Origin of the sequence: Lactobacillus rizhaonensis (genome assembly GCF_036246345.1) — a bacterium.
Taxonomy (GTDB): domain Bacteria; phylum Bacillota; class Bacilli; order Lactobacillales; family Lactobacillaceae; genus Lactobacillus; species Lactobacillus rizhaonensis.
This window is the reverse complement of record NZ_BTTV01000004.1, coordinates 47,797-61,588: the sequence shown is the minus strand read 5'-3', so window position 1 is coordinate 61,588 and position 13,792 is coordinate 47,797. Positions and strand designations below refer to the sequence as shown.

The window sequence follows — 13,792 nt, the reverse complement described above, 5'->3', positions numbered from 1 at the left end:
TTTAAATGAAAATTAAAGATATTTTGGCTCCTGAATCCATGATTATGGCGCTTAAAGCGACTAACAAAGAAGATGCTATTAAAGAAATGGCTGATTTAGAAGTCAAAACCGGCATCGTCAATGACGAAGATGAATTCATTAAGTCAATTTGGGCTCGTGAAAACGAATCTACCACGGGTATTGGCGATGGTATTGCGATGCCACATGCTCGGAATAAGACAATTAACAAAGCGCGCGTGCTTTTTGCTAAAAGTGAAAAGGGGATTGACTACAATTCGCTTGACGGTCAACCAGTTCATTTATTCTTTATGATTACTGCTCCAGATGGCGCTGACAATACTCACTTACAAGCTTTAGCTAAATTGTCCGGCTTATTAATTGACCCTGATCTGGTTAATGCTCTTAAAAAAGCGCAAACTCCTGAAGAAGTGATCCAACTTTTTGAAGATGCGGAACAGCAAAAGGATGAAGCTAAAAAAGCCGAAAAAGAACAAGCTGCAAGTACCAGTGAAACTAATAAGGAAGAGAAGCCTTTAATTGTCGGTGTTACCGCATGTATTAACGGTATTGCCCACACCTATATGGCTCAAGAAGCTTTAATTAAAGCTGGTAAAAAGCGTGGTGTTGATGTACGTATCGAAACCAATGGCTCAGAAGGTGTCAAGGACAAATTGACTGCCGATGAGATTAGCCGTGCTCAAGGGGTTGTTATTGCGTCAGACAAGAAAGTTGACATGCCACGTTTTGATGGCAAACCGTTAATTTCTCGTCCCGTTGTTGACGGTATCAACAAACCTGATGAATTGATTGATGACATTTTGGATTCTAAAGCCAGTGTCTACCATTCAAACGGTGAAACGAGTAGCGATGACAGTGGCAATGCTAAAGAAGGTATTTGGGGTTCAATTTACAAGAACCTCATGAACGGCGTTTCTCACATGTTGCCATTTGTTATCGGTGGCGGTATCTTAATGGCAATTTCCTTTATTGTGGAAAACTACGCTGGTGGCCCTAAATCTCCTGCTTTTATTTTCTTAAATAATGCCGGAAACATGGCTTTTGCTTTCATGGTGCCGATTTTGTCAGGTTACATCGCCGAATCAATCGGAGACTTGCCTGCATTAATGCCTGGTTTTGTCGGTGGTTTCATGGCCACAGTTTATAGTGGTGCCTATGGTGGTGCTTATGTTGCCAATGTGGTAACTAATGCCAAATCTCCTGCCGGTTTCTTAGGCGGACTTGCTTCTGGATTTATTGCTGGTTATTTAGTAGTCGGCTTAAAGAAATTGTTCGCCAAGTTGCCGAAGTCTCTTGAAGGAATGAAGCCGATGCTTATTTACCCAATCTTAGGCCTGCTCTTCATTGCCCTTATTATGTACTACATTGTTAACCCAATCTTTAGTGCCGTTAACTTTGCGATTACTAATTTCTTAAACCAAATGGGCACTGGCAATTTAGTAGTCTTAACCACTATCTTAGCTGCCATGATGTCAATTGATATGGGTGGACCTTTCAACAAAGCCGCTTACGTTTTTGCTTCCGGTGCTTTTGCTAATGACCCTCATTCAACGGTTGCCGCAGTAATGATGGCTGCCGTAATGGTTGGAGGCATGGTACCGCCATTTGCGACTGCAATCGGTACAACTTTCTTTAAGAACAAGTTCACTATGGATGAACGGCGCGCTGGTTTAACCAACTGGATTCTAGGCTTTTCATTCATTACTGAAGGTGCTATTCCGTTTGCTGCAGCTGATGCTGGACACGTTTTGCCTTCATGTATTATTGGATCTGCCGTTGGCGGTGCCTTAGTAGGTCTATGGCGCATTGGTGTTCCTGCACCTCACGGTGGTCTCTGGGTATCTCCACTTGCTAACCACATTTTACTGTACTTTGTTGCTACTATCATTGGCTCCATTGTTGCAGGTGTAATCTTAGGTTTGTGGAAAAAGCCTGTTGACAACCAAGATCAAAAATAAATTCCATTTCAGATGTTATTGAGAGTTAAAAAATATGCACTAAGCTGTTAGTTGGCTTAGTGCTTTTTTTCTGACTAAAAATTAGTTTAAGTATACTGAAAAAATTTAAACCCCTAATTTTATCATCTCAAACATTATTTTGAGCAGTTGGATGCGATTTCTATTGCTTAAACTGAAAAATTTGCCATACTAATATGATATAAGAGGTTAATTCCAACTTGATTTGCAGATTGGAGAAAGACGTGTTCAATCTATTCATATTATTATCAGAACGCCTTGGTATTATTATGATACTGGCGTTTCTCCTTGTTAACATGCGCTTTTTTAGGGATTTAATTGAGAAAAGGACACTAAAATCACAAATTTGGTTATTCATTATTTTTTCGCTCTTTGTGGTAATTGCGAATCTCACTGGTGTAGAAATTTCGAGTTCAAAAGAAATTTTTACTCCTTTGATTATTACGGGCTTACCCCAAACCGACTCGATTGCTAATACAAGAATGCTGGTTATTACTACTGCCAGTCTCACCGCGGGACCTTATGTAGGACTTTTAGTTGGTTTAGTAGGTGGATTGCATCGAGTCATTTTTGGTGGCTTTTCTGACTATTTTTATATTGTAAGTTCAGTCTTAATTGGATATTTAATCGGAATTTTAGGTGATAAGGTTAAAAAAAATAATTTATACCCATCAACATTTTGGGTGGCTATCTTGTCTTTTTTAGCAGAATTAATTCAAATGATTTTTATTTTTGCTTTTCATGGATTTGGTTTAATCAAATTAATTTTTGTACCTATGATTTTGCTGAATACGGTTGGGTCTTGTTTATTCATTGAAATTTTGAAGACTTATTTGTCTAATGAGCGTCAACTTCGTGCTGTTCAGACCAAGGATGTTCTGGAACTGGCGAACAAAACGTTGCCTTATTTTCGTCATGGCCTTGATTCTGATTCTGCTAAACATGTTTGTAAAATCATCAAGAAATACACTAATTTTGATGCTGTGGGTCTAACTGATCGAGTTAATGTTTTAGCTCATGTTGGTGCAGGCCAAGACCATCACATAGCTGGAGAACCAGTAATTACCGACTTATCCAAGACTGTTATTGCTACCGGCAAAGAAAAATTGGCACATTCCAAAAATGAAATTGGCTGTCCTCACCAAGACTGTCCCTTAACTTCCGCAATTGTTTGTCCTTTACAGGTGAATAAAAAAACTATTGGTGCATTAAAACTCTATTTTTGTGCAGAACAAGAAATGACAGTAGTTGAAGAAAATTTAGTTCGCGGACTAGCCATGATTTTTTCAGGTCAATTGGCCATTGGGATTGCTGAGCAGCAGACAAGTTTAGTGAATGAAGCAGAAATTAGAGCTTTGCAAGTTCAAATAAATCCCCACTTTTTCTTTAATGCTATTAATACTATCGGTGCGTTAATGAGAGTAAATGTTGATGAAGCTCACAGAGCATTAATGGAACTTAGCACATTTTTTAGACTAAGTTTAAAAAATGGGCAGGCAAAAGAAATCACTCTTGAACAGGAGAAAAGGTATGTCAGTGCATATATTGGAATTGAAGAGCTGCGTTTTCCTCATAAATTCACGGTTGATTATCAAATAACTGTACCGGATAATACATTATTACCATCATTTTGTTTACAAATATTTGTGGAAAATGCCATTAAACATGCATTTAAGGGCAGAAAAACTGGTAATAAAATTATTATAAATTTAAGCTCTCAAAATGAATATTTAACAATTTTGGTTAAAGACAATGGTATTGGTATTAAACCAAATATTTTAAAAAGACTGGGTAAAGAACCAATTGGTGAATCCGGCGGCAGCGGTACTGCACTTTATAATTTAAATAAACGTCTGATAGGCTTATACGGTACTAATAGTCAATTGCAAATCCAAACTGGTGAGAATGGTACTGTTTTTAAAGCTGAGATACCGTTGAAAAATGCCAAAAAATGAATTTAGAAGTTAGAGGGGATGCTTAAAATGAAAATTCTGATAGTTGACGATGAGCCATTAGCTCGCGCTGAATTATCTTACTTGATTAAAAAGAGTCCGATTTTAAATAAAAAAAGTGTAAAACTTTATCAAGCAGAAGATATTAAAGAAGCACAGGGAACTTTACTCAAACATGAAATTGACTTGTTATTTTTGGATATTTCACTTAATGAAGAGAATGGCTTTGAATTAGCAGATGAGCTTAAACAGTTAAATTATTCTCCCATGATAGTCTTTGCAACGGCATATGATGACTATGCAGTTAAAGCTTTTGATGTGGGAGCACTAGATTATGTTCTCAAACCATTTGAGCAGGAAAGAATTGACCAGGCTTTGCAAAAAGCAGAAAAGGTGTTAAAAACTAAAAGTAACAGTGTTGTGCAACATGAAAAAGCAGAAAGTGAAGTTTTAAGTATTGAGCTTGAGGATCGTAACGTTGTCGTTAAAAAACTTGAAATAATAGCAGCAACAGTCAATAACGGTGTACTAACAATTGAAACTGAAAAGCAAAAATACGAAACGCGTAAGACATTATCTTGGCTGAAGGAGCGTTTAACTGACTCGTGCTTTATGCAAGTTCATCGTAATGCAATAGTAAATATTGAAGATATTAAAGAAGTTCAACCTTGGTTTAATCATACTTCTTTATTAATCATGGACAACAATTCTAAAATTCAAGTTGGCAGATCTTATCGCAAAGAATTAAATGCACAACTGGGTATGTAAATTTAATCTGATAACAATGGCTTGTGAGTTTGCTCATGTGTAATTCACAGGTCATTTTTTGCATTTCACAGTTAAATCGCTTACAGAACTCAAATTAGCTATTATCTTAGTACTTGAAAGCAAGAAAGCTGTAATGAGAAAGGAAAGCGATTTTTATGAAAAAAGAAAAGACAAAATCAGCACCAATTTTAGTTCAGATGTTTATTTATGCGGCAATTTTGTTTACTGCCCAAATAATTTCTGACCTGATGCCTAAAACTTTTCCAGTACCTACTCCGGTAATAGGATTAGTCCTGCTTTACGTTTTACTGACATTTCATGTAATTAAGGTTGAGTGGGTTGATTCTTTCGGCAGCGCATTAATTTCTCTAATTGGGTTTATGTTTGTTCCCTCTGGAATTTCACTGGCCGGAAATTTAAAGATTATGAAAGCACAGGGCTTGCAATTAATTATAGTAGTAATAGCTTCTACCATTATTTTATTGGTTGTTACTGCATATACTACTAAATTTTTTAGCTGGGTTATAGAAAAAATAACCAATAACCAATTAACCGTTATTGACCATAAAAAAGTAGGGGATGTTAAATAATGAAATACATTACCAATCCACTATTTGGCGTTTTCTTATCTCTGATTGTATTTTTAATTGGTCAATGGTTGTTTAAGAAGTCTAAAGGCTTTTTCCTTTTTCAACCGTTATTTGTAGCCATGGTTTTAGGAATAGCAGTTTTAATTGTTCTGGCGAAGTATTTCAACGTTACAACTGCCATTATTTATACTAAAGCCTATAAACCCGGAGGTGATATCATTTTCTGGTTCATCACTCCAGCTACAATTGCTTTCGCAGTGCCATTGTATAAGCGTAACGATGTCGTAAAGAAAAACTGGTTAGTAATTCTTTTGGGTTTGGTTTTTGGAACGCTAATTTCAATGGTTTTAATAACTCTTGTTGCTAAAGCGGTCGGACTGGATGCGGTTGGAATAAAGTCAATGCTCAGTCAGTCTGCTACAACAGCAGTAGCAATGCCATTAACAAAAGCAATTGGCGGTAATGCATCAGTAACTGCTATGGCATGCATACTTAATGCTGTAGTTATTTATGCCTTAGGCAAGCAATTGGTTAAGTGGTTTAACTTGAATAGTGATCCTTTAGGTACAGGCTTAGGACTGGGAGCTGCAGGACATACTATTGGTTCTGCTTTTGCTTTAGAATTAGGTTCCGTTCAGGGAGCTACTGCTGCAGTAGCAGTTGTTGCTACAGCTTTAGTTGATAATCTGTTAGTGCCGGTATTTGCCCACCTAGTTGGGTTATAGTTTATAATTATTAGTTTTATGTTTAATTGTTTACTTACTCAAAAAGCGTGCGAAATTTTCGCACGCTTTTTAGATTAATGGGAACAACAATGCTATCTACTGCTAGAAATAAAACTGTAATATAACTATAATAGTACGCTATTTTAAAGCAATTCGTTTTTAGTGTATAATGGTTATTAATTGTAAGTAACTTTGGTTTTTTACTGCAATTAATTAAAAAGTTGCCGTGTTAATTAAAATAACACTTCAAAATGAAAAGGAATGACAACATTAGTGAAATTTACTAGATTAAAAAAGATATTTACTACAATTACCCTATTGGGTTTAGTTCTTTTGACGTTAGGTGCTTGTTCTCAGAAACCACATAAAAGTAATAAAATTACTATTATGACCACTACAAATATTTATTCTGACATTGCTCAAAATGTAGTGGGCAAGTACGGTAAAGCAGAAGCAATAATTACCAAGTCATCTGTTGATCCTCATGACTTTCAACCTACCACTAATGATGCTAAAGCATTATCAAATGCTGACATAGTAGTGGAAAATGGGTTAGGTTATGACAGCTGGATGGACAAATTGGCTTCTTCAGTTGATAAAAAACCGGTGCGCGTTGGTGAAGACTTAATGGGATTAAAAAAGGGTGATAATCCTCATATCTGGTTTGATTTGACTATGCCTACTAAGTATGTTAATTACTTAGTTAAGCGGCTCAGTAAAAAAGATCCGGAGCATGCTCGTTATTATCGTAAAAATGGGAAAAAGTATTTAGCCCAGATTGCTCAAATTCAGAGATCTGCTGCTAAATTAAATCATCATGTTAAAAAACCGATTTATGTTAGTGAGCCTGTTTTTGATTATGCCTTAGAATCTGTTAATATTAAAGTGGCAAATAAAGATTTTGAGAAAGCAATTCAAAACAATACCGATCCCAGTCCGGTCTCCGTTCAAAAAATGACCGAAGGGATTAAAAAACAAAAAATTGCATTTTTTGTGGACAATGAACAGACATCTAGTTCAACTGTTACTAATTTTTTGAAATTGGCTCAAAAACAAAATATTCCTATTTTAAAAGTAAGAGAAACAATTCCTGATAATACAAATTATTTAGATTGGATGAAGGATAATTATCAAAACTTGGCTGAAGTAGCCCGAAAGTAGTTATTATGAGGCGATGAAAATGAAGAAATTGATTGCTGTTTTGGCATTGGGGGCAACTGTTACAACCATGGCAGTGCCACAACCGGTAACAGTTCAGGCTGGTACAATTAATGACACTGCAAAACAAAATAGTTATAGCGGTGTAACATTTGCGGAACAAATATTGGCGCAAGAAGGCATTAAATATAATGACTTTACTGCTGCCAATCCAATTAATTATCGCAACGGCAAGCCCGAAGGTGTGGTTATTCACGAGACTGCTACGCCTAATGCTACAGCACGCAATGAAGCTATTTATTTTAATCGTGAATGGATGAATATTTATTCCTATGTTCATGCTTTTGTGGATAAGACTGGAGTTATTCAGATGACAACTCCTGATTATGGCGTTTGGGGTGCAGGTCCTGTAGCCAATAATCGTTTTATTCAAGTGGAATTATGTGAGGAAAATAATCTAGCTGATTTTGCCAAAGGTGTCAACAATGATGCTGTTTACGTTGCACAGCTTTTGCACAAGTATAATTTAGTACCGGATAATGCTGTTCATGATGGTAAAGGTACGATTTGGTCTCATCATGCTGTATCTACATTTTTAGGCGGAACTGATCACACTGATCCGGATGGTTATTTTGCAAAATGGGGTTACTCCATGGATGACTTCTTTGATCTGGTTAAATATTATTATGATCAAGGGGCTTCAGCAATACCAACTGCTCCTGCTAGTAGTAATCCGATAGTTACACAGGTTCCAGCACCGACTGCACCAACAACACCTGTTGTACCCGCTAAAAAGCCTGCCGTTTTGCCAAAACCGGTCGCTACTAGGACTCTGATGCATAATGCGCTTGTTTATGATGAAAATGGGGTAGCAACGGATTTACCAACTAAAAAGGCTGGATCCAAGTTAACCATTTATGGTGATCTAACTATTCAAAAGCGCAAATATTTACAAATAGGTATTAATGAATATGTCGTTGCCAGCAACGTAGAAGGTAAACTTCAACGTTTAGGTCATAATGCTTATATTTATGATGGTAACGGTCAGCGAGTTGGTACCAATAAATTGTATCGTGGCAACTATGTCCGTACGTATGGCGGTCGTGTAAAAATTATGGGCCGCAAATATTACCCGATTGATGTTAATCAATTTGTCAAAGTGGGCAATTTTAAATAATAAAAGTGGGAATAATGTAAATTGTCTGATATTTTAGAAGTCACTAATCTCGCAATGAGATTTGACAAAAATACTATTTTCAATAATTTGAATTTTAAGTTAGAAAAGGGCTCGCTTACGGCTCTTTTAGGTCCGAACGGTACAGGAAAAACAACTCTAATTAACATTCTAATGGGTATGTTGACACCTAGTGCGGGTGAATTTAAGTTTGCGGATGATGTTCGGCTGGGGTACGTGCCTCAGTTTCGCAACATAGATGCTGAGTATCCGTTATCAATCGAAGCATTTGTAGGGTTAAATGCACCTATTATCAAAAGTAGTACTGTCAAGAAAGCAATAAAAAAGCAACTAGAAGAAACCAACCTGTATCAAATTAAAAATACTCGGATGGGGGAGGCTTCTGGCGGTCAAAAACAAAGAGCTTATTTAGCGCAAGCTTTACTGGATAATCCGAACATGATTATTTTAGATGAAGCTACAGCAAGTCTTGATCCTATGGCTAAGGATGAATTGATGAAATTAATCAAGCATTTGAATGCAAAACATAAAATAACAGTCTTGTTTGTGACGCATGATGTGTCATTAGCTCACAAATATATGCAAAATTATTTATATTTAAACCATGGTCAAATTGAGCATGGTGAAATGTCTCAATTTAAGGAGGCATATGAATAATGTTTGCCTATGGTTTTATGCGTAATGCCTTTCTAGCTAGCACTTTTATTGCCATAACTTGTGGTACAGTAGGAGTCTATGTAGTTGCGCGCAATTTTAGTTTTTTAGCACATACATTGTCGGAAATTGGTTTTGCCGGAGCTGCGTTTGCAGTTTGGCTTGGAATTGGCCCTCTGTGGGGCATGCTGCTATTTACGCTGCTTGGTTCAATTAGTGTGGGAGAATTATCGCTTCACAGCGAGCAAAAAGAATCCTCAATCAGTGCAATTTCAGCTTTATTTACTGGCTTGGGTGTTCTTTTTCTGGCAATATCCGGTGCAAACAGCAATTACGCTACTAACATCTTGTTTGGTAGCATTATCGGAGTTGACCATCAAGGCGTAATTCAACTAATAGTCTTGTCCGTAATAGTGCTACTAATGATTTTTAGTATTCAACGGCCCCTAAACTTTGATTCATTTGATCACATTGGTGCACTTGCTCATGGGGTAAAAACCGGAGCAATCAGCGTGATTTTTTTAATAGCTTTAGCAATGTCTGTTTCAATCGGCGCACAAATAGTTGGTTCTCTTTTAGTGTTTATTTTGTTGACTTTGCCACCTGCTACTGCTAATTATCTCGGCAGAACTATTCCGTCAATGATCGCTTGGTCTGTCTTTTTCGCTTTAATTGGCGTTTGGCTCGGATTATATCTGGGCTACATTACTAATTTGCCTGTAACCTTTTTTATAGCTGTAATTGAAGTAGCAATTTATCTTGTTACTTATTTCACTCACATCATTAAGCATAAATTATAGCAAGGCTGGCTAAAAGGATAAAACTGCTATTATTTTTGTGAAAAAATTATAGTATAAATCTTGTAATTTAAACATTCCTTTTAAAATTTCACTAACTTTTGTATGCATTTACATGTATAATAAAAAGCGGAAATAATAATAAAGAAGGAGTCTTAATAATGACATACTATTATAACGGTTTTCCTCAAAGCGAACGTAATGAAGCTTTAAATATGGTCAACCTCGATGAACTTGAGGAACGGGCAAAGGAAGTTATGCCTGAAGGAGCATATTACTATATTGCTTCGGGATCTGAAAATGAATGGACTTGGCGTAACAACACTACAGCTTTCAACCATTTTCAAATTGTACCGCGTGCTTTGACTAATATGGATCATCCGCAATTAGATACTGAATTTATGGGCATGAAACTGAAAACACCGGTGATGATCTCACCTATTGCTTGTCACGGAATTGCTCACAAGGATGCAGAAATTGCTACCCAAAAGGGTGCAGCAGCAGCTGGTGCACTCTTTTCATCCAGTACATATGCAAATAAGAGCGTTGAAGATATTGCTGCAGCAGCTCCAGATGCACCACGCTTTTTCCAGCTGTACCTTAGTAAAGACTGGGACTTTAATAAAATGGTCTTTGATGCAGTTAAGAAAGCCGGCTATAAGGGAATTTTTCTGACAGTAGATGCGTTGATTTCTGGCTTTCGTGAAGCTAATCTTAGAACTAACTTTGCTTATCCTGTACCTCTAGATTTCTTTACCCGCTACCAAGGAGCTAAAGGTGAAGGCCAAACTGTAGCTCAAATGTATGCTTCTTCGGCCCAAAAGATTGGCCCACAAGATGTTAGACGTATCAAGGAAATGTCTGGCTTACCTGTATTCGTTAAAGGTGTTGTTTGTGCTGAGGATGCTTATATCGCTATGGGTGCTGGTGCTGACGGTATTTATGTCACTAACCATGGTGGTCGTGAGGTAGATTGTGGCCCTGCTACAATTGACATGTTGCCAGAAATTGCGAAAGCTGTTAATCATCGGGTTCCGATTGTCTTTGACTCCGGTGTTCGTCGTGGTTCGCACGTCTTTAAGGCTTTGGCACTTGGTGCTGATATGGTGGGTATTGGCCGTCCATATCTATATGGTCTAGCACTGGGTGGTGCCAAGGGTGTTCAATCAGTTATTGAACAACTTAATCAAGAACTGTTAATTGACATGCAATTGACCGGCTGCAAGACAATTGACGATGTTAAACATGCTAAGATTACTCATATTAATTATACGGCTGATAACTTAAAGTCAAATACTGATCCTTCAAGAGTTAAGCCATATCCTGTGACTGCTGAAAACCAATTGAAAAATAATGGTTCAGATGCCGTAACCGGTGCTTCTCAAGCTTAATTAATTTGGAAATTTAAATAGTAAAATCGCTCTATATACTAGTTGTTCTTACTAATAAATAGAGCCTTTTTTATTAATTAAAAAAATATTGTTATTAAGTAATAGTTGTAATTCTTTTTTTATATCTTTATAATTGTCATAATAAAAACAAATAATGGAGGAAAATTATGAAGAAACCGTGGAAATTGCTTGAAACTTTGTTGATAGCAGTCTTGATGTTAACTCTGTTACCCCAAACTGCAGCAGCTGCTGATAAAGGACAAACTGAACAAAGAACTGACAATTATCTACGAAAAGTCCGACAAAAAGGCGAGCTAGTCATGGGGACCAGTCCAGATTATCCTCCTTATGAGTTTGTCAAAAATATTAATGGCAAATCTAGAATAGTAGGTATGGATGTTGAAGTAGGAGAAAAAATTGCCCATGATATGGGCGTTAAGCTTGTAGTGCGGTCCATGGACTTTGATTCTCTTTTAATAGGTCTTGAAACTGGAAAAGTTGACATGGTCATTGCCGGAATGAATGCAACACCTAAAAGGGCTCAAAGTGTCGCGTTTAGTCAACCATATTATAGAAGTGAGCAAAAATTACTGATAAGAACAGAAGATAAGGGCAAATATCATAATTATAAGTCTTTTGCCGGCAAGTCAATTGGTGCTCAAACTGGTAGCATGCAAGCAACAATGCTTAAGAAACAGGCTAAAAATGTCAAACTTAAAACTATGGATAAAGACAACGACTTGGTTTTAGGTTTAAAAACGCATAAGGTTGACGCTGTTTCTGTTGACAAGGCAACAGCTGAGGCTTTTGCTCAAAACACTGACGGCGTGATGGTGATTCCAGCAGGTCTAAAGACCGAGTCATCTGCTACATCAGTTGCTTTTCATAAGGGAGCTAATAGTTTAGTCAAATCTGCTAACAAATCAATTGCGGAGATTAAGCAGAAAGATTTAATCAATAAGAAGTATTTACCGCAAGCGGGCAAATACTTAACAAGCGGTAAAACGAAAAAAGAAGTTAAAGCATCCAATTCAATGTGGGCCTATAAAGACTTCTTTATTGCGGGAGTTGGCTATACCTTATTTATTTCCGCAATTTCTGTCTTTTTCGGATTCTTATTAGGTGCAATATTGGCATTTATGCGGTTAGGACATAATCAAATTGCCCGTTCGATTGCGACAGCATATGTTGAATTTATCCGTGGTACGCCCTTAATGGTACAATTACTCTTTATTTATTTTGGCTTAGGATTAGTGATAAATATTCCGGCTTTACTGTCCGGTATAATTGCTGTTTCTCTTAACTCTGCAGCTTATGTAGCGGAGGTAATTCGCTCAGGCATTAATTCGATTGCTGTTGGCCAGACAGAGGCTTCTCGTTCTTTAGGCTTGTCACGGACAGCAACTATGCGTTACGTCATTATGCCGCAAGCAATGAAAAATATTTGGCCGGCTCTGGGAAACGAATTTGTTTCTCTAATCAAGGAAAGCTCTATAGTTTCGGTAATAGGTGTCAAAGATTTGATTTATCAGTCACGGGTAGTCCAGGCTGATACATATCGTGGAGTTATGCCATTGGTAATCACAATGATCTTATACTTCATCATTACTTTTGGTTTATCCAGTCTAATGAAAGTATTTGAAAGGAAAATGAATCATGACTAACGCAAAACCCGTAATTAAAGTTGAACACTTGCAGAAAAAATTTGGTAGTAATGAAGTTCTAAAAGATATCAACGCTCAAGTCAATGAAGGCCAGGTTATCTGCTTAATTGGTCCTTCAGGTGCTGGTAAAAGTACGTTTTTACGGTGCTTAAATTTGCTAGATCAGCCATCTTCCGGCAAAGTGATTTTTGAAGACAAAGAATTAACTGCTTTAAGCGAAGACCAGCTTGATAAATTACGCGAGAAAATGGGAATGGTTTTTCAGCAGTTTAACTTGTTTCCTCATATGAGCATTATTGAAAATATCAAATTGGCACCTATGAAAGTAAAAGGGCTGAGTGACAGTGATGCTAAAGCTAAAGGGCTTGAGCTGCTAGATCAAGTAGGTTTAGCTGACAAGGCAGATGCTTTTCCAACCAGCCTTTCCGGTGGACAGCAGCAAAGGGTTGCTATTGCACGCGCTTTGGCAATGGATCCCGAAGTAATGCTCTTTGACGAACCAACTTCAGCGCTTGATCCGGAAATGGTAGGCGAGGTATTGAAGGTAATGCAGGATTTGGCCCAAAAAGGGATGACAATGGTCGTTGTAACTCACGAAATGGGCTTTGCCAAAAATGTTGCGGATGAAGTATGGTTTATGGCAGACGGTTATATTCAGGAAAAAGCTGCACCACAACAATTCTTTGCACAGCCGCAAACTCCGCGTGCCCAGGATTTTTTAGCCAGAGTATTGGAAGCATAAAATTTAAAAATTAACCTACCAGCTGGCAATTTAGCCAAATAACTTAGTAACAAAAGTAAAGCGTAAAAAATTTCACAATTTAAAACCCACTTTCAGTTAAAGAGAAAGTGGGTTTTGATGTAAGAAATTATAATTTACATATCAGTTATATTATTTGTAAGC

At 37.2% G+C, this 13,792-nt stretch carries 12 protein-coding genes; all 12 read left to right on the top strand.

Going from position 1 to position 13,792, the window contains the following annotated elements:
* The first annotated feature begins 5 nt into the window (after positions 1-5).
* The 12 genes from AAA915_RS06190 to AAA915_RS06135 all read left to right on the top strand — a co-directional run bounded on the left by AAA915_RS06190 (position 6) and on the right by AAA915_RS06135 (position 13,630).
* Positions 6-1,976: a PTS fructose transporter subunit IIABC gene (locus AAA915_RS06190; protein WP_338200362.1), complete on the top strand. Its 1,971-nt coding sequence runs from the start codon at positions 6-8 to the stop codon at positions 1,974-1,976.
* 287 nt (positions 1,977-2,263) lie between these two features.
* Positions 2,264-3,949 carry a LytS/YhcK type 5TM receptor domain-containing protein gene (locus AAA915_RS06185; RefSeq protein ID WP_338200589.1) on the top strand — a complete coding sequence of 562 codons (1,686 nt, stop codon included), beginning with the start codon at positions 2,264-2,266 and terminating at the stop codon, positions 3,947-3,949.
* 27 nt (positions 3,950-3,976) lie between these two features.
* Positions 3,977-4,714 carry a LytTR family transcriptional regulator DNA-binding domain-containing protein gene (locus AAA915_RS06180; RefSeq protein WP_338200360.1) on the top strand — a complete coding sequence of 246 codons (738 nt, stop codon included), beginning with the start codon at positions 3,977-3,979 and terminating at the stop codon, positions 4,712-4,714.
* A gap of 155 nt (positions 4,715-4,869) precedes the next feature.
* Positions 4,870-5,304, top strand: coding sequence for a CidA/LrgA family protein (locus tag AAA915_RS06175; RefSeq protein WP_294836415.1), 435 nt, complete (start codon positions 4,870-4,872; stop codon positions 5,302-5,304).
* Positions 5,304-6,029 carry an LrgB family protein gene (locus tag AAA915_RS06170; protein ID WP_338200357.1) on the top strand — a complete coding sequence of 242 codons (726 nt, stop codon included), beginning with the start codon at positions 5,304-5,306 and terminating at the stop codon, positions 6,027-6,029. Before AAA915_RS06175 ends, AAA915_RS06170 begins: the two co-directional genes overlap by 1 nt.
* A 273-nt stretch (positions 6,030-6,302) precedes the next feature.
* A complete protein-coding gene (locus AAA915_RS06165) occupies positions 6,303-7,190 on the top strand; it encodes a metal ABC transporter solute-binding protein, Zn/Mn family (RefSeq protein ID WP_420915112.1) in 888 nt (295 codons plus the stop codon).
* A gap of 13 nt (positions 7,191-7,203) precedes the next feature.
* Positions 7,204-8,364 carry an SLAP domain-containing protein gene (locus tag AAA915_RS06160; RefSeq protein ID WP_338200352.1) on the top strand — a complete coding sequence of 387 codons (1,161 nt, stop codon included), beginning with the start codon at positions 7,204-7,206 and terminating at the stop codon, positions 8,362-8,364.
* 54 nt (positions 8,365-8,418) lie between these two features.
* Positions 8,419-9,039 carry an ATP-binding cassette domain-containing protein gene (locus AAA915_RS06155; protein ID WP_294601870.1) on the top strand — a complete coding sequence of 207 codons (621 nt, stop codon included), beginning with the start codon at positions 8,419-8,421 and terminating at the stop codon, positions 9,037-9,039.
* Positions 9,039-9,836, top strand: a complete 798-nt coding sequence (locus tag AAA915_RS06150; protein WP_338200350.1) for a metal ABC transporter permease — start codon at positions 9,039-9,041, stop codon at positions 9,834-9,836. The genes AAA915_RS06155 and AAA915_RS06150 overlap by 1 nt, the downstream gene beginning before the upstream one ends.
* Positions 9,837-9,994: 158 nt before the next feature.
* Complete coding sequence (locus tag AAA915_RS06145) at positions 9,995-11,224, top strand: lactate oxidase (protein WP_338200348.1); 1,230 nt, start codon at positions 9,995-9,997, stop codon at positions 11,222-11,224.
* 167 nt (positions 11,225-11,391) lie between these two features.
* Complete coding sequence (locus AAA915_RS06140; RefSeq protein ID WP_338200346.1) at positions 11,392-12,888, top strand: ABC transporter substrate-binding protein/permease; 1,497 nt, start codon at positions 11,392-11,394, stop codon at positions 12,886-12,888.
* Positions 12,881-13,630, top strand: a complete 750-nt coding sequence (locus AAA915_RS06135) for an amino acid ABC transporter ATP-binding protein (RefSeq protein ID WP_338200344.1) — start codon at positions 12,881-12,883, stop codon at positions 13,628-13,630. Before AAA915_RS06140 ends, AAA915_RS06135 begins: the two co-directional genes overlap by 8 nt.
* The last annotated feature ends 162 nt before the right edge of the window (positions 13,631-13,792 follow it).